The 16,198-nt window shown below is 64.7% G+C and carries 13 protein-coding genes; 7 read left to right on the top strand and 6 right to left on the bottom strand.

The features are described from left to right. Nucleotides 1–289: 289 nt before the first annotated feature. Both leuA and M8997_RS01210 read left to right on the top strand, forming a co-directional pair. Entirely contained in the window at nucleotides 290–1,987 is a 1,698-nt protein-coding gene (gene leuA, locus M8997_RS01205) for a 2-isopropylmalate synthase (protein ID WP_250018561.1), read from the top strand. A gap of 262 nt (nucleotides 1,988–2,249) precedes the next feature. Next, complete coding sequence (locus M8997_RS01210; protein ID WP_250018562.1) at nucleotides 2,250–2,810, top strand: hypothetical protein; 561 nt, start codon at nucleotides 2,250–2,252, stop codon at nucleotides 2,808–2,810. Here M8997_RS01210 and M8997_RS01215 read toward each other — a convergent pair whose 3' ends face one another. Then, nucleotides 2,811–3,740 carry a metallophosphoesterase gene (locus M8997_RS01215; RefSeq protein WP_250018563.1) on the bottom strand — a complete coding sequence of 310 codons (930 nt, stop codon included), beginning with the start codon at nucleotides 3,738–3,740 and terminating at the stop codon, nucleotides 2,811–2,813. A 730-nt stretch (nucleotides 3,741–4,470) separates the two neighbouring features. On the opposite strand from M8997_RS01215, the gene M8997_RS01220 reads away from it, so the two are divergent. Continuing rightward, nucleotides 4,471–4,941, top strand: coding sequence for an NUDIX domain-containing protein (locus M8997_RS01220; protein WP_250019600.1), 471 nt, complete (start codon nucleotides 4,471–4,473; stop codon nucleotides 4,939–4,941). 2 nt (nucleotides 4,942–4,943) lie between these two features. Here the strand turns inward: M8997_RS01220 and M8997_RS01225 are convergent, their stop codons facing one another. After that, on the bottom strand, nucleotides 4,944–5,927 hold the full coding sequence (locus tag M8997_RS01225; protein WP_250019601.1) for a glutathione S-transferase family protein: 984 nt from the start codon (nucleotides 5,925–5,927) through the stop codon (nucleotides 4,944–4,946). 281 nt (nucleotides 5,928–6,208) lie between these two features. On the opposite strand from M8997_RS01225, the gene M8997_RS01230 reads away from it, so the two are divergent. Continuing rightward, the gene (locus M8997_RS01230) at nucleotides 6,209–6,724 is read left to right on the top strand and encodes a GNAT family N-acetyltransferase (RefSeq protein WP_250019602.1); all 516 of its coding nucleotides are present in this window, start codon (nucleotides 6,209–6,211) and stop codon (nucleotides 6,722–6,724) included. A gap of 6 nt (nucleotides 6,725–6,730) precedes the next feature. Here the strand turns inward: M8997_RS01230 and M8997_RS01235 are convergent, their stop codons facing one another. Genes M8997_RS01235 through M8997_RS01250 form a run of 4 tightly spaced genes read right to left on the bottom strand, consistent with a single transcriptional unit; the run spans nucleotide 6,731 to nucleotide 13,552 of the window. Next, nucleotides 6,731–8,806, bottom strand: coding sequence for a hypothetical protein (locus M8997_RS01235; protein WP_250019603.1), 2,076 nt, complete (start codon nucleotides 8,804–8,806; stop codon nucleotides 6,731–6,733). 2 nt (nucleotides 8,807–8,808) lie between these two features. Beyond that, complete coding sequence (locus M8997_RS01240; protein ID WP_250019604.1) at nucleotides 8,809–11,634, bottom strand: DUF4159 domain-containing protein; 2,826 nt, start codon at nucleotides 11,632–11,634, stop codon at nucleotides 8,809–8,811. Next, a complete protein-coding gene (locus M8997_RS01245) occupies nucleotides 11,631–12,545 on the bottom strand; it encodes a DUF58 domain-containing protein (RefSeq protein ID WP_250019605.1) in 915 nt (304 codons plus the stop codon). The genes M8997_RS01240 and M8997_RS01245 overlap by 4 nt, the downstream gene beginning before the upstream one ends. Beyond that, nucleotides 12,545–13,552: a MoxR family ATPase gene (locus tag M8997_RS01250; protein ID WP_250019606.1), complete on the bottom strand. Its 1,008-nt coding sequence runs from the start codon at nucleotides 13,550–13,552 to the stop codon at nucleotides 12,545–12,547. The genes M8997_RS01245 and M8997_RS01250 overlap by 1 nt, the downstream gene beginning before the upstream one ends. A 123-nt stretch (nucleotides 13,553–13,675) precedes the next feature. On the opposite strand from M8997_RS01250, the gene M8997_RS01255 reads away from it, so the two are divergent. From M8997_RS01255 to M8997_RS01265, 3 genes are read left to right on the top strand one after another with little or no spacing between them, the layout of a single operon-like run. Further along, nucleotides 13,676–14,284 (top strand): DUF1285 domain-containing protein, encoded by a 609-nt coding sequence (locus M8997_RS01255; RefSeq protein ID WP_250019607.1) that lies wholly within the window; start codon nucleotides 13,676–13,678, stop codon nucleotides 14,282–14,284. Then, entirely contained in the window at nucleotides 14,281–14,922 is a 642-nt protein-coding gene (locus tag M8997_RS01260; RefSeq protein ID WP_250019608.1) for a CoA pyrophosphatase, read from the top strand. Before M8997_RS01255 ends, M8997_RS01260 begins: the two co-directional genes overlap by 4 nt. After that, nucleotides 14,919–16,190 (top strand): CCA tRNA nucleotidyltransferase, encoded by a 1,272-nt coding sequence (locus tag M8997_RS01265; protein ID WP_250019609.1) that lies wholly within the window; start codon nucleotides 14,919–14,921, stop codon nucleotides 16,188–16,190. The genes M8997_RS01260 and M8997_RS01265 overlap by 4 nt, the downstream gene beginning before the upstream one ends. Nucleotides 16,191–16,198: the final 8 nt, after the last annotated feature.

The raw sequence follows: 16,198 nt of genomic DNA on the forward strand, positions 1-16,198 counted from the left end.
TCAAGATACTTGCATCATGGCGGCCAGTCGGTTACTTCTTGCCGCCATGAACACGCACGAGACATCATTGTCCTTCTCCGTCCGCGCCCGCGGCACGGTTCGTCGTGCGCTACCGCTTCTTCTCGGCCTTATCGGCGATCGCCGGGCTCGTTGAGGAGCGTCCGGCGGTCGATGCCGCCGCAAGGCTCTCGCTCCTTACCCTTTACAAGACAAGTTCAACGCCTAAAAAGAATGCCGCGACTGCTGCCACCAGGCGCATCGGGCTGGAAACGAGAAGCAGATGACCGACATGATCAACCAATCAGCAAACAAGGGCATGCCGAGCGCGGCGCAGAAATACGAAGCCTATCCGCTCGTCGACATGAGAGACCGCCAATGGCCGTCGAAACGCATTGAAACCGCGCCGATCTGGTGTTCCGTCGACCTGCGCGACGGCAACCAGGCGCTGGTCGATCCCATGGGCCACGACCGCAAGGTGCGCATGTTCGCGCTGCTGCTCGACATGGGCTTCAAGGAGATCGAGATCGGCTTTCCCTCCGCCTCGCAGACCGATTTCGATTTCTGCCGCTGGTGCGTGGAGGAGGGCAATGTGCCGGACGACCTGTCGCTGCAGGTCCTGGTCCAGTGCCGGCCGGAGCTGATCGCGCGCACCTTCGAGGCATTGGAGGGCGCCAACCGGCCGATCGTGCATTTCTACAATTCCACCAGCGAATTGCAGCGCCGGGTGGTGTTCAACAAGGATGTCGGCGGCATCAAGGCCATAGCCACCGATGCGGCCAAGATGATCACCGACATGGCGGCGAAGGCCGGCGGCGGCTACCGCTTCGAATATTCGCCCGAGAGCTTCACCGGTACCGAACTCGAAGTCGCGCTCGACATCTGCAATGCCGTCAGCGAGATCGTCAGGCCGACCCCCGACAACAAGCTGATCATCAACCTGCCTTCGACGGTGGAAATGTCGACGCCCAACATCTATGCGGACCGCATCGAGTGGATGTGCAGGCAGCTCGACAATCGCGAAAACCTGATCGTGTCGCTGCACCCGCACAATGATCGCGGCACCGGCATCGCGGCGACTGAACTCGGGCTGATGGCCGGCGCCGACAGGGTCGAGGGCACGCTGTTCGGCAATGGCGAGCGCACGGGCAATGTCGATATCGTCACGCTGGCGCTGAACATGTTCACGCAAGGCGTCGATCCCGGCATCGACTGCTCCGACATCAACCGGATGAAGGAAGTCTACGAATATTCCAACCAGCTGGTGATACCCGAGCGGCATCCCTATGTCGGCGAACTCGTCTATACGGCTTTCTCCGGCTCGCACCAGGATGCGATCAACAAGGGCATGAAGGCGATCAAGCAGGCCAACAAGCCGCTGTGGGAAGTGCCCTACCTGCCGATCGATCCGCAGGATGTCGGCCGCAGCTATGAGGCGATCATCCGCATCAATTCGCAGTCGGGCAAGGGCGGCATCGCCTATATCCTGCAGGCGGATTACGGCCTCAACCTGCCGCGCGGCATGCAGGTGGAGTTCCGCGGGGATATCCAGGCGATCACCGACGAGGAAGGCAAGGAGATGCCTTCGCGACGGATCTACGAGCGCTTCCAGGAGCTTTATGTCGAGCAGCCGGGCGGCCGCCTCAAATTCGTCGATCACCACACCTATCCGGATACTGAGCACAAGGGCATGCGCATCCTCTCCGCCGAGATCACCGACGGCGGCGAGACGAAGCGCATCGAGGGCAGGGGCACCGGGCCGGTCGATGGTTTCATCGATGCGCTGTCGCATTATCTCGGCTTCCGGCTGTCGGTGGTCAATTATTCGGAACATTCGCTCCAGCATGGTTCGGACGCCGCCGCCATCAGCTATATGGAGATCGAGCATCCGGGCGGGAAAATCTTCGGCGCCGGCATCAACAAGAACATCGTGACCGCCTCGCTCGAAGGCATCGTCTCCGCCGCGAACCGCATCCTCGCCTCGCGCTAGATTCGGGTCGCGAACAAGATGGATCGGGAGGTGTTTCGCCTCCCGGTCTTCGCGCCTAATGAATTAGAGCAAAGGCCCTGTTACACCAAAGGATAGGCCGAATTCCGCCAAGTTTCAGGTGCATTGAACGGGCAGGATTGCTACGCTCACGCGGTTCCGGATGTCCCGCGCGAGCGCTTTTTCTGAAAGTAAGATGCAAGAGAATTCCAACCCCAAAAGTCGGCTCAGCCTTGCAGAAGCAGTTCGCGGCGCGCAGATCGCCATGGCTGACAGGGGGGATTTTGCCAGCGATGCGCGCGAGGCCGATCTTGCCCGGATAGAGCTGCTGGCGCAGGATCTGCAGCCGGTGTTCGACGACGTGCCGGAGGACGACCAGCAATGGGATTTCGCCATCTCGAAGGGCCAGCAGCCGCGCCTGTGGATCGATGCGACCTCGCATGTGGTCATCGCCCGTGACCGGCGCACCTACCGGTTCCTGCGCGACACGCGGGCCGGGCGCATCGTCGTCGCCGAAACGGTCGATATCCGCGCCATGGCCGATGCCGTCACCAATTACATCGCCGAGCGCATCGTCGAGCGGCGCTATCTGATGGAGGGGCGGCGCAGCGCCCTTGTCGATGCCAGGCCCGTCAAGGAAGCGAGGGAAGCGCCCGGCGCGCCGGTGGCGGTCACGGTGCCGGCCGGCAGCGCTCGGCAGCGGTCGCGCCTCAGCGCCTTCTTCACTGCCCTGTTCTGGTTCCTGATCGGCGCTTCGGCCGGTGCGGCGGCACTGGTGCTGTTGTTCCGGGAGCGCTTCGCCAGCCTCGCCGGTCTGGTCCAGTGACTAATATGTCCGCGCCAGTTGCGCGCCGACGGTCAGCTCATGTTCGCGGATCGTGCGGATGGTCATCTGCGCATCGACGATGCCGCGCTCCGTCATGCGGCATGTCCAGCCGGCATTGGTCCGCGCGATGCTGAAGAGATTGAACGCGCCGGCCGGCTTGTGGCTGCTGGCGAAGCCCTGGCTGGCGGATGGCACGCAGACCACCGGTATCGACCAGTCGGGCCCGCCTATCTGGTAGATGGTGGAAAGGTGGGTATGGCCGTGCAGCACGAGTTCGGCCCCGTGCTCGCGCACCGTGCGCTGGAAAAGCCCGATGCCGAGCAGGCGCTTGTGCGAGGGCGCAGCGCCGCGGACCGGCGGGTGGTGGATCATCACGACGCGGAACAGGCCGCGCCGGCCCGTCTCCGCCAGAATCTCGCCCAGCTTCTGCGCCTGCTTGCTGCGGATGTCGCCCGTTGCCATGAAGGGCGCCGTGGCGCGCGCCGATGAGACGCCGATGAGCGCGACGTCGCCGCGCACCCGCAGATAGGGAAATTCCACCGGGCTTTTCTCGGCGCTCTGGCGGTCGCCGCGCATCCATGCTTCCCAGAACAGCCGCGTCTTCTTCAGCGCGCCGGGCACATAGGCGTCGTGATTGCCGGGGACGACCGAGACATCGTCCGGATCGCCGAGCGTCTTCAGCCAGGCCCGCGCCGTTTCCAGCTCCTCGTCCAGCGCCAGATTGACGAGATCGCCGGTCACGGCAATGTGATCCGGCGCATTGGCCTTGAGATCGGCAATCACCATGTCGAGCGCGCCGCCGGCCATCGCCTCCCGCCGGTTGGAGCGCCAGTTGATATAGCCGGTAATGCGCTTTGAAATCAGCTCGCGCAGCGTCAGCGATGGCAGTGGCGACAGGTGTATGTCGGAGATGTGGGCGAGACGGAACATCGAATTAGCATTAGGGATTTATCGGCTCGAAATCCAGTGACAGAACAGTCGCACGGGCGGGGCCGTCGCTGCCGGTCTCTGGGGCAATGGCAGGTACTGTACCGCGTGCTTCGACAAGCTCAGCATGAGGGAGGTTGGCGCAGCATGAGGGAGGTGGGGGCTCAGCATGAGAGAACTTGGTGTGATGCAGGGATTAAATACGGAAAATCCGCACCACGCCCGCGAAATCGCGTCTGGTCATTGAAATGGGGGGAGACGGGCGGTCTTCAGCGCGTCAGTATGGTATCAGGGTCGAGGTCCGAAGACCGCCCGCGACGTCTTTGCCTGCCATTGTCACGCTTGTCAGACGCAACAACCCGGAAAACGAAGCGCCACCTCCGTTTCCTTCTGCAGTTTGCCGGTCAATCGGGGTTGTCACTTCCGACCATCCGGCAACGCCATCCTTCCCCAGCAATCGAAACAGCACCGGAAGCTGCTCCCCCACTGGAAAGGACCTGCACAGAATACCCCGGCTTCAAACAGGGGGGATAAGTTTTTTTGCGTGCCGGGGGGAAGAATGAGCGAAATCAGTGGCTTGCAGGGAGAAATATTTTTTGAGGCCGAAAATCTATCCCACCACGTGGGCCATGGGAGGGAGGCCGGGGTTTCAAACAACGCCGAAGCGGTTAGACTGACGGGCAGAATCTTTTTTGGGCCGGCTTCATGACGTGCCGCAGACGATGGATGTTCCATGGCGGATAATCGGCGCAGATGGCGGCACCGCCTGTTCCACACCTATTTCCTCATGCGCCGGCCGATGACGCTCGGCGCGCGCGGCGTGGTCTTCGACGAGGCCGAGAATTCCGTTCTCCTCATTCGCCATACCTACGTGCCCGGCTGGCAGTTTCCCGGCGGCGGCGTCGAGACCGGCGATACGCTGGAAGACACGCTGGCGCGCGAGATCCTCGAGGAAAGCAGCGTCGAACTCACCGGCCGGGCGCACCTGTTCGCGATCTACCAGAACGCCCACGCCTCGCGCCGCGATCATGTCGCGCTCTATGTCTGCCGCTCGTTCCGGCAGGCGGCGCCCTTCGTGCCGAACCGCGAGATCGCCGAGGCGGCGTTCTTCCCGCTCGGCGCCCTGCCGGAGGGGACGACGCCGGCAACGCGCCAGCGTCTGGCGGAAATCTTCGAGGGCAAGGAGATACCGCTGGTCTGGTAGGCCTAGCTGCGGGCCGCGAACCGCCCGCGATCATGCGGCGCGCCATTGTCGATATCGGGGCCGAGCGGGATGATGCCCGTCGGGTTTATGGTCCTGTGGCTGCCGTAATAATGGGCCTTGATGTGAAGCATGTTCACCGTCGGGGCGACGCCCTCGACCTGGTGGAGATCGCGCAGATAATTCGACAGATTGGGATAGTCGGCGATGCGCTGCCTGTTGCATTTGAAATGGCCGACATAGACCGGATCGAAGCGCAGCAATGTGGTGAAGAGCCGCCAGTCGGCCTCCGTCAGCCTGTCGCCGACGAGATAGCGCTGGCCGGAGAGCCGCGCCTCGACTTCGTCCAATGTCGAGAACAGCTGCGTGAACGCCTCCTCATAGGCCTCCTGCGTGGTGGCGAACCCGGCGCGATAGACGCCATTATTGATGTTCGGATAGATGATGGCGTTGATCTCGTCGATCTGGCTGCGCAGTTCGGCGGGGTAGAAATCCGGCGAGCCGTTGTCGCCGAAGGCCGAATTGAACATGCGGATGATCTCGGCCGATTCATTGGAGACGATCGTGTCGCGCTTCTTGTCCCAGAGCACCGGCACGGTGACGCGGCCGGAATAGCCGGCATCGGCGCGCGTATAGACCTGGTGCAGATAGTCATAGCCGAAAAGATGATCGCCGGTGGCGCCGTCGCGGATGCGGAAAGTCCAGCCATCGGCGCCCATGAAATGATCGACGACGGAGAAGGAAACCTGTTCCTCGAGGCCTTTCAGCGCCCGGAAGATCAATGTGCGGTGCGCCCAGGGGCAGGCATAGGACACGTAGAGATGGTAGCGGCCGGGCTCCGGCTCGAAACCGCCGCTGCCGCTCGGGCCGGGGCTGCCATCGGCGGTGATCCAGTTGCGGAACTGCGATTGCGAGCGGATGAACCTGCCGCCGCTCGATTTGGTGTCGTACCATTGATCATGCCAGACGCCGTCGACCAGAACACCCATTGCCGGTATCTCCTATTCCTGCCTGCCCCAATCAATAGGGACTGCCGCCGGCTTTGGCGAGGCGCATGGGGTGAACAATGCGTCACCATTCGCCGATGCGGCGGCGATTTTCCGGTTTACCTCGGCCGTTTTTGATGCTAGGCGGAAAAAATGGAGAAGATTTTGACAGGAAGCCTGTTCATCCGACGATGAACCTGACCCGCGCCGGAAAGGCGGCGGACACTTCCCGATTGCCTTCCTTGCTGGAAGGCGCAGCCGAACTCCATAAGAAGAATCCAAGCATGTTGAGCCATGTCGTAACCTATGTGCCGGAAGAGCCGGTGCATGATGCTGCCATCGAGGAAATCAACCGGGAAGCCTTCGGGCCCGGCCGTTTCACCCGCGCGGCCTATCGCATACGCGAGGGCGGGCCGCATGACAGGGCGCTGTCCTTCGTGGCGCTCAACGGTATCCATGTGGTCGGCTCGGTGCGGCTGACGCCGGTGCTAATCGGCGAAACGCCGGCAATGCTGCTCGGTCCGCTGGCCGTGCGGCCGGCATGGAAGAAGCAGGGCATCGGCGCCGCGCTGATGCGGATGAGCATGGAGGCGGCGCGGACCGCCGGCCACAAGCTCGTCATTCTCGTCGGCGACGAGCCCTATTATGCGCCATTCGGCTTCCGCCCGATCAAGGGCCACCAGATCGAGATGCCGGCCCCGGTCGACCCGGAGCGCTTCCTCGCCTGCGAACTGCTGCCGCTGGCCCTGCAGGGCGTGCAGGGCAGGGTCAGGCATGCGGATTTCGCCGAGGCTTGCTGACAGCGCTCAGCGCCCCTCGCGATACCACATGCCGCCGAGCACCAGGATCATCGCGGCAAGGCCGAGGAAGCCCGAGAACAGCGGCAGGCGATCGACGCTCTTCAGCACGGTTTCATTGGTGGGGCGCAGGCCGATCCAATTGTCGCCGCTGGCGCTGCCGGCACCGCGCGAGGCGATGATGCTCGGAATTTCGATGGCCTGCCGGTCGGCGGCGTCGCGGAGCCGGCGCGTTCCGCCGCCGCTCTGCTGCGCCAGCGGATCGAGCTTCGCGCCGGTCGAGACATTGTCGGCAAATTCGGGCGCATCGACCGGCCCGACATGGGCGAGCGTCGTCAGGTCGCCGCTGGCTATCTGATAGAGGCCGATATCCTTCATGGCGACCGAGGCGGTGAAGACGCCGGGTTCGGTCTCCGTCAGCGGTATCGAACGGTTTTCGCCGGTCGGCGTGATGACGCGCGCGGGCTCCGCCGTCTTGGCCATGGTCTGGCGGCGGATTTCGAGGTTGCGGCCGCTGCCTTTGGCGGTCAGGGCTTCTTCCTCGAGTTCCGGCTCCTTCATCAGCCAATGGGCGATGCGCCGGTAAAGGGCGGCATGGGGCCCGCCGCCTTCGAAGCCGCGCGCCCAGAGCCAGCCCTGGTCGGAGAGGAACATGCCGACGCGTCCTTCGCCGAGCCGGTTGAGCACGAGCAGCGGCTTGTCGCCGGCATCCATGACGACCTGGCCCTCGGGGCGGTTGACGTCGATGACGCGGAACCAGCGGCTCCAGGCGGGCGGCTCCTGCGTGCTGCCTTCGAGACCGCGCGTCACCGGATGCCGCTTGCCGAGGTCGCTGAGGCGCGGATAGAAGGCCTTCTCCTCGATATTGCCGGTCGGCACCGCCGGCAGCACGGAGAGCAGCGGCGTATTGGCGATCGACATGTTGCTGGCATATTCCGGCCCGGCAGCGATCAGCAGCGCGCCGCCCTTCTGCACGTAATCATTAATGTAGTCGTAATAGAGCAGCGGCAGCACGTCGCGGTGCTGGTAGCGGTCGAAGATGATGAGGTCGAACTGGTCGATCTTCTCGACGAAAAGCTCGCGCACCGGGAATTGTATCAGCGCCAGTTCGGGCAGGGGGGTGTCGTCCTGCTTTTCCGGCGGACGCAGGATGGTGAAATGGACGAGATCGACCGAGGCATCGGATTTCAACAGGTCGCGCCAGGTGCGCTCGCCATTATGCGGTTCGCCCGAGACGAGCAGCACGCGCAGATTCTCGCGGATGCCGTCGACCATGGCCACGGCGCGGTTGTTCACCTCGGTCAATTCGCCGGGAATGGCCTCGACGATCAGTTCGACGATATTGACGCCGGCGCGCGGCAGCGTCACCTGCAGCGGCATTTCCTCGCCGATGATCGCTTCCTCGCGGTTCACCTCATTGCCGTTGACGCGCACGCTGACCTGGGCGCGGCCGCCCGCCGGTTCGCCGGCGCCGGTGACCTTGTAGGTCATTTCCTGCGGCTTGCCCGTAAGGCCGAAACGCGGCGCGCGGATGAACTGGACCCGCCTGTCGAGTTCGCCCGGCCGGCCGGTGATCAGGCCATGCAGCGGCGCATTGAAGCCCAGTCCGGCGAGGTTCGGCGGAATGTCGTGGACCTGCCCGTCGGTGATCATGATCGCGCCGCCGATCCGAGCCGGCGGCACGTCGCGAAACGCGCCGTTCAGGGCGGCAAAGAGCCGCGTCGACATGGCGTCGTCGTCCTGGTTGCCGGTCTCGACCGTGCGCACCTCGAATTGCGGCAGGCGGGCGAGCGCGGCCTTGACCTCGGCCAGCGCCGCATCGGTATCGGTCCTGCGGTCGCCGAGCTCCTGGCTCTGGCTGCGATCCGCGACGAGGGCGACGACGCTCCTGAGCGGCTCGCGCTCCTCGTTGATGACGATCGGATTGACCAGCGCGATGGCGAAGGCGGCGACGGCCAGCAGGCGGATGAGGCTGCCGCGCTGGCGGAAGTAGAGTCCGGCCAGCGTCAGCGCCAGCAACGGCAGCAGAATGGCTGCCAGCAGGACATTCGAGACGAGAGGCTGGAAATCCAGGGAAAGATACATGGCTAATTCCCCAGCCGCAGCAAGAGGTCCGGCACATGGACCTGGTCGGATTTGTAATTGCCGGTCAGCATGTACATGACGATATTGATGCCGGTCCGGAAGGCATGCACCCGCTGCACCGGATCATTGGGGATGGTCGGCAGCATGGGCGTTCCATCGGCATTGATGGCCCAGGCGCTGGCGAAATCATTGCCGGTGATCATGATCGGCGATACGCCGTCGCCGACCCTTACCGGCCGGTCGGCGCGCTGTTCGCCGGCGGTGGAAGCCTCGACCCAGAGCGGGCTGCCGCGATAGCGGCCGGGGAAATCCTGCAGGATATAGAAGGATTTGGTCAGGACATGGTCGCTCGGCACCGGCTCCAGCGGCGGGATGTTCAGGCCGGAAAGGATATCGCGCAGGCGCTGGTTGGCCGGCGTAGAGGAATTTTCGAAGTTGATCGCCGCCGCGTCCTGGTCGCGCGTGTCGAAGAGCACGGTTCCACCCTGTTTCATATAGGCGTCGATGCGGGCGATCGCCTCCCGCGAGGGCATCGGGGCGGAGGGATCGAGCGGCCAGTAGATCAGCGGGAACACCGCGAGCTGGTCGCGTCCGGGATCGATGCCGACCGGATCGCCGGGCTCCAGCGCCGTATTGTCGGTCAGCGCCTTGGAAAGTCCGGCCAGCCCGGCCTTGCTGATATCGTCCACCGCGCGATTTCCGGTGATGACATAGGCGAGATGGGTGACGTTGATGGCGTCGAGGATGGCCTGGTCGCCGGGCTTGCTGTCGTTCTGCTGGGCCTGCGCGGCAGGCGGCGCCATGAGCAGCGCCGAGGACATGACGAGGAACAGCAGGACGGCGGCGGCCGGAATGCGCGGGCGGCGGCGCAGATGCCCCGCAAGCCACAGCATGGCGAGGGCGTCGAGGGCGAGAAGCAGCGCGGCGATCGAGAACAGCGGCCCGCGCAATGCGAAGGATTCGTCATCCGCATATGGCGCCGTCGTCACAGGCAGGGCGATCTCGGGGCGGGACAGCGCCTTGATCTCGCCGGACGCATCGAAAAGGTTGAGCGCCGTCATCGCATCGGCAACGCCATAGAAGCCGGGCGGGTTCTCGTAGCTGACCCGCGCGTCCGGGCGCTCCACCAGCGGCCGCGTTTCCCCGGTCGGCGGCGTCAGCACACCCGCACCGTCGAGCGTGAGATAGGGCGGCAGCACCCGCGACTGCTGCGCGTTGTTCTCGGGCGTCGCCGCACCCGTGCTGGCGGAAAGCGAGACGATACGATGCAGCATGTCGACGAAACTGCCGCTGATCGGCAGGTTCGACCAAGTGGCCTGCGGCGTGACGTGGAACAGGACGAGCTGGCCCTTGCCGCGTGTCTCGCCGGTGACGAGCGGCGTGCCGTCGGCAAGATTGGCCCAGCTTTTCTCGTAGAGATCGGCCGATGGTTCAGCCAGCACCTGCCGGGTCACCGTCACGTCCTGCGGCGTCGGCAGGCCGGCGAAGGGACCGCTTCCCGGAAATGCGGCGACGGGCTGCGCCTCCTTCCAGGACAATGCGCCGCCGAGCGAACGTTCGCCCTTGCGCAGCGTCACCGGCAATAGCGGATCGCCATCGCTGCTGCCGGCGAGGCGCGGCCCGGCGAAGCGGATCAGCGTGCCGCCCTTGTCCACCCATTCGGTCAGGCTGCGCTCCATCTCGGCGGGCAGCTTGCCGATGTCGGCCATGATGATGACGGCGGGCTTCTGTTCGAGAAGTTCGGGAATGGCAGCGGCGAGCTCGGCATTGCGCGGCCGCAACAGGTCGGCGAAGGGCTCGAGCGCGCGGGAGATGTAATAGAGCGGCGAAAGCAGCGGCTGCGAAATATCCGCGTCGGACCCCGAGAGCAGAGCCACGCGGCGGCGCTTGTTGTTGTCGTCGATCAGGAAGGTCGCGGCGGCCTGCTGCGTGCCGTCGACACGAAGGCTGTGAAAATCGTTGCGAAGCTCGTAGGGCGCCGTGATCGTGGCTTCGCCGGCGGTCTGGTCGACGCCGAACACCATGCCCGTCTCCGCTATGCGCCGGCCCTTTTCGTCGAAAGCGCCGATGGTGATGGCGCTTTGCGAGCGGTCATTGCTGGCGCGCACCGCGCGGACGGTCAGGCCATTGGCGTTGTTGTTCGCCTGGGTGATCGCCACGAGATGGGAAATCGGCGGCTGGTACCAGAGCAGCGAGGCGATCCCCGTGCCCTCCAGCGCCTTGACTGCCGGGGCGACGTCCGGCGTCTCGACGCCGTCGGTCAGATAGGCGACACGCGTGCCGCGCGCTTCGCCGACGATGGTCGCAAGGCGCTGGAAGGCCGCGCTGCGATCGACGGGAATGGGCCTGACCGCCATGGCCTGCAGGCGCTCCAGCGCCGTGCTGGCATCGAAGGGGCCGGCGTCGATATTGGTCTTCTCGGCGGTCCCGAGCAGGTAGATCAACGCACCGGAGGCTTCCGCGTCGGCAATCAGCCGCTCGGCGGTCTCCTTGCGCTGTTCCCAGTCTTCGTTGGAGGACCAGCCATTGTCGATGACGATGGCGATGGGCTCCCTGCCGGTCAGCGCCTCGGTGCGCGGGTTCCAGACCGGTTCCGACAAGGCCAGGATGACGAGCGCCGCAAGTATGAGCCGCAGCAGCGTCATCCACCACGGGCTCTTGTTCGGCGTCTCTTCCTTCTGCTTCAGCTGGGCGAGGATCTTGAGCGGCGGGAATATCTCGGTGACCGGGCGCGGCGGCGTGACGCGCAGCAGCCACCAGATGACCGGCAGCGCCAGCAGCCCGGCCAGCATCAGCGGGGCGCCGAAGGCGAGGGGGAGGGCGTTCATGCCGCGCTTCCCTTGTAGCCGACGCTGGCGGTCATGTTCATGTGCACGCTGACAAGCGCGTCGGAAGCCAGCCGGTCGGTCCGGTTGAACGTATAGCTCCAGCCGAGGCGGCGGCAGAATGAACTGAGGGCGTCGCGCCGGGCATAGAAGAGCGTGCGGTAGTCCTGCGCATAATCTTCCGCGCGGCCGAAAGTGATGGCGGTGCCGGTTTCCGGGTCGACGAATTCCGTCCGCCGCCTGTAGGGAAAGTCTTCCTCGGCAGGATCATGGATTTCGACAAGATGTGCCCGCGCCCCGGCATGGGCGATCGCCTCCAGCATGGCGAGGGTCTCGTCGACCGGATCGAGAAAATCGCTGACCAGGACAACCTCCGAAAAGCGGCGGATGCGGGTAAGGTCCGGCCTTGGGCTCAGATTTTGGTCGTGGGCAAGCGACGTGGCGAGGCGCTCGGCGCCATTGCGGGCCGAGAAGGGATCGACGACGCCCGGAAAGCCGATGCGCTCGCCGCTGCGCGACAGCAGCTCGGCCAGCGCCAGGACCAGCACGAGTGCGCGCGATTCCTTCGACACCGGCGCGAGTTCGGATCGATAGAGCATCGAGGACGATGGGTCCGCCCACAGCCAGACCGTATGCGCGGCCTCCCATTCCTGGTCGCGTATATAGGTGCGGTCGTCGCGGGCGGAGCGGCGCCAGTCGATGCGGGCGACGGCTTCACCCTCCGAATAGGGCCGGAATTGCCAGAAGCTCTCGCCGACGCCGCTCTTGCGGCGGCCGTGCCAGCCGGTATTGACCGTATTGAGGATGCGGCGTGCCTCGACGAGCAGATCCGGCAGCAGCGCAGCCCGCTGGCGGGCGCGGGCAAGAGCCTCGCCGCTCCGGGTGCGTTGGACCTGCTCGCCGATCGCTGCCATCAGAGGACGGCCTTGGTCAGGTTTGCGATGACGTCGCGGACATTCATGCCATCGGCCCGCGCGGCGAAGGTCAGCGCCATGCGGTGCTGCAAGACCGGTTCGGCGAGCGCCTTCACATCGTCGACCGATGGCGCCAGCCGCCCGTCATAGAGCGCGCGGGCACGGGCGCACAGCATCAGCGCCTGGCTGGCCCGCGGCCCGGGACCCCAGGAGATGAACTTGCGGGCAATGTCATTGTCGGCGCCGGGGCGGGCGGCGCGCACCAGCGTCAATATCGCATCGACGACGCCTTCCGGCACGGGCATGCGGCGGATGAGCTTCTGCATGGCGCGCAGCCGCTCGGCGTCGATGACCTTCACGGCCCTGGCTTCGCCGGTGCCGGTGGTCGCGAGCAGGATCTGCCGCTCCGCGTCGAGTTCCGGATAGAGGATGTCGATCTGCATCAGGAAGCGGTCGAGCTGGGCTTCCGGCAGCGGATAGGTGCCTTCCTGCTCCAGCGGGTTCTGCGTGGCGAGGACATGGAACGGCAAGGGCAGGTCGTAACGCTCGCCGGCGATGGTGACGTGATATTCCTGCATGGCCTGCAGCAGCGCCGACTGGGTGCGCGGCGAGGCGCGGTTGATCTCGTCCGCCATCAGCAGCTGGGCGAAGACGGGGCCCTTCACATAGCGGAAATAGCGCTTGCCATGGTCGTCCTGCTCCATGATCTCGGAGCCGAGAATATCGGACGGCATGAGATCGGGCGTGAACTGGATACGGCGCTCATCGAGGCCGAGCACGGTGCCGAGCGTCTCCACCAGCTTCGTCTTGGCGAGGCCGGGGACGCCGACGAGCAGGGCGTGGCCGCCGGCGAGAAGCGCGACCAGCGTGCGCTCGATGACGCTTTCCTGGCCGAAAATCACGGTGCCTATGCCGGATTTGACCTGGGCGATCTCGGCCAGTGTCCGCTCAGCCTCGGCGATCATTTCCTTCGGGTCAGCCGCGACCTCGGTTTTGATCATGGTCATGGATTCACCTCTTCGCTGGTATCTGCTCGGATTCTTACATAAATGACTGTAAATCACTATGTCATGCTGACAAGCATTCCAACGGTGACTATTTCGTGACGTCTCCACAAAAAGGGAGCGAGGATGGCCAGCACAGAACGCACACCGAAAGACGCCGGAGGGCTGGAGGCGCTGATCTCCCGCGCCGCCTCCACGACGAGGGGCCTGCCGCCGGTGGAGCGGTGGAATCCGGAATTCTGCGGCGACATCGACATGGAGATAAGCGCCGACGGAACGTGGTTCTACATGGGAACGCCGATCGGGCGTCCGGCGCTGGTGCGACTGTTCTCGACCGTGTTGCGCAAGGACGAGGATGGCAGGACCTATCTCGTAACGCCGGTGGAAAAGGTCGGCATCCGCGTGGCGGACGCGCATTTCCTCGCCGTGGAAATGAATGTCGCCGGTACGGGCGACGACCGCAGGATGACTTTCCGCACCAATGTCGGCGATGTGGTGGAGGCCGATGCCGACCATCCGCTGCGCTTCGTCGTCGACGAGGACAATGGCGGGCTGAAGCCTTATCTCAGGGTGCGCGGCAGGCTGGAGGCGCTGCTGTCGCGCCCGGTGACCTATGAACTGATCGGCCATGGCGAGGAGATCGACATTGACGGGAAAACCATGTTCGCCGTGCGCTCGGCGGGCGCCGTCTTCCCGATCATGCCGGCCGGCGAACTGGAAATGCAGAGCCTATGAACGATTTCAGTCAATTGCATGAAGGCTTTTCGGCCCGGGCCTTTGCATCGCGCGTCGCCCTGAAAGGCGACGAGGATCTTGCGGGCGAATATGGCGATCACGTCCTCAATCCCGATCTCGATGCGAGGATCGGCGGAAATCCGCTGCGCGACGCGGCGGTGCTGGTGCCGGTGGTCGATCGCGGCGACGAGGCGAGTGTCATCCTGACGCTGCGCAACGCCAATATGCGCAAACATTCCGGCCAGGTGGCCTTTCCCGGCGGCGTCATCGATCCCGAGGATGGTCATGTGCCGGAAGTCGCGGCCCTGCGCGAGGCGCATGAGGAAATCGGCCTCGAACGTTCGCGCGTCGAAATCATCGGCAGGCTGCCGAAATACCTGACCACGACCGGCTATTCGATCACGCCGGTGCTCGGCCTGGTGCGTCCGCCGTTCCAGCTTGAGCTCAACGAGGCGGAAGTGGCGGATGCCTTCGAAGTGCCGCTGTCCTTCCTCATGAACCCTGAAAATCACCGCCGCGAGAGCCGCGTCTGGCAAAACAAGGAACGTTTCTATTATACGATGCCGTTCGGCGACCGGTTCATCTGGGGCGCCACCGCCGGCATCATCCGCACGCTTTATGAAAGATTATACGCTTGAGCACGAACCTCTCCATCGCCGACCGCGCGCCGTGGCTGCATGAGCCCGGCCTGCAAAGATTGCTCGCCATGCTTGCCGCCGAGGGCGAGGAAGCACGCATCGTCGGCGGCGCCGTGCGCAATACGCTGCTGGCCGAGGAGGTCGGCGATATCGACATCGCCACCACCTGCCTGCCGGAGGAGACGCAGCGGCGGGCGCTGGCGGCGGGGTTCAGGGCCATCGATACCGGTTCCGACCATGGCACGATCACCGTCATCGTCGAGGGCAGGCCCTATGAGGTGACGACGCTGCGCTCCGACATCGATACGGATGGCCGGCATGCGCAGGTCGCCTTCGGGCGCGACTGGGATAGCGATGCCAGGCGGCGCGATTTCACGATCAATGCGCTCTATGCCGATGCGGACGGGACGATCGTCGATCTCGTCGGCGGCGTCGCCGATATCGAAGGCCGCGTCCTGCGGTTCATCGGCGATCCGGAAGAGCGGATCAAGGAGGATTATCTGCGGATATTGCGCTTCTTCCGCTTCTTCGCCTGGTATGGCAAGGGACGGCCGGAGAGCGAAGGGCTGAAAGCCTGCGCCCGGCTGAAGGACGGCATGGCGCGGCTCTCCGCCGAGCGGATCTGGTCCGAACTGAAGAAGCTGCTCGCCGCGCCCGATCCTTCGCGCGCATTGCTGTGGATGCGGCAGGCGGGCGTGCTGACGGCGGTGCTGCCCGAAAGCGAAAAATGGGGCATCGATGCCATCCATGGCCTCGTCAAGGCCGAGCAGGGCCTTGGCTGGCATGCCGATCCGCTGCTGCGGCTCGAAAGCATCGTGCCGCCGGATGCCGCGCGCATGGAAGCCCTGTCGACGCGGTTGAAACTGGCCAATGGCGAACGCGACCGGCTGCTGCGCTGGGCCGAAACGGTGATGCCTGCGGCGGAAATATCGGAGGCGGGCTTCGCCAGGCGGCTCTACCGCAGCGACGTCCAGGGCATGACCGACCGGCTGCGCCTGGAACTCGCCTCGGCGCGGGCCAAGGCCGAGGAAGACAATGGCGCCCTGATGCGCGCCGGGCATATTTCGAAGCTGCTGGCACAGGCCGGTCGCTACGAGCGGCCGCGCCTGCCGATCACGGGCGGCGATATCGTCGCTGCCGGCATCCCGGAGGGGCCGCGTGTCGGCGAGCTCCAGCGCAGGCTGGAGGAAGAGTGGGTTCAATCGGGATTCAGCATCGACCGGGCGGGGCTTTTGTCGAAGCTGCGGGAAGCTGCGGCTGAAAGTTGAACAACCGC

Origin of the sequence: Phyllobacterium sp. 21LDTY02-6, from assembly GCF_023554255.2 — a bacterium.
In the GTDB taxonomy this organism is placed as follows: domain Bacteria; phylum Pseudomonadota; class Alphaproteobacteria; order Rhizobiales; family Rhizobiaceae; genus Phyllobacterium.

Bases quoted from the DNA above. Each gene is read 5' to 3' on its own strand.
- leuA (WP_250018561.1), top strand. From the start codon at position 290: ATGATCAACCAATCAGCAAACAAGGGCATGCCGAGCGCGGCGCAGAAA.
- M8997_RS01210 (WP_250018562.1), top strand. From the start codon at position 2,250: ATGGCTGACAGGGGGGATTTTGCCAGCGATGCGCGCGAGGCCGATCTT.
- M8997_RS01215 (WP_250018563.1), bottom strand. From the start codon at position 3,740: ATGTTCCGTCTCGCCCACATCTCCGACATACACCTGTCGCCACTGCCA.
- M8997_RS01220 (WP_250019600.1), top strand. From the start codon at position 4,471: ATGGCGGATAATCGGCGCAGATGGCGGCACCGCCTGTTCCACACCTAT.
- M8997_RS01225 (WP_250019601.1), bottom strand. From the start codon at position 5,927: ATGGGTGTTCTGGTCGACGGCGTCTGGCATGATCAATGGTACGACACC.
- M8997_RS01230 (WP_250019602.1), top strand. From the start codon at position 6,209: ATGTTGAGCCATGTCGTAACCTATGTGCCGGAAGAGCCGGTGCATGAT.
- M8997_RS01235 (WP_250019603.1), bottom strand. From the start codon at position 8,806: ATGTATCTTTCCCTGGATTTCCAGCCTCTCGTCTCGAATGTCCTGCTG.
- M8997_RS01240 (WP_250019604.1), bottom strand. From the start codon at position 11,634: ATGAACGCCCTCCCCCTCGCCTTCGGCGCCCCGCTGATGCTGGCCGGG.
- M8997_RS01245 (WP_250019605.1), bottom strand. From the start codon at position 12,545: ATGGCAGCGATCGGCGAGCAGGTCCAACGCACCCGGAGCGGCGAGGCT.
- M8997_RS01250 (WP_250019606.1), bottom strand. From the start codon at position 13,552: ATGACCATGATCAAAACCGAGGTCGCGGCTGACCCGAAGGAAATGATC.
- M8997_RS01255 (WP_250019607.1), top strand. From the start codon at position 13,676: ATGGCCAGCACAGAACGCACACCGAAAGACGCCGGAGGGCTGGAGGCG.
- M8997_RS01260 (WP_250019608.1), top strand. From the start codon at position 14,281: ATGAACGATTTCAGTCAATTGCATGAAGGCTTTTCGGCCCGGGCCTTT.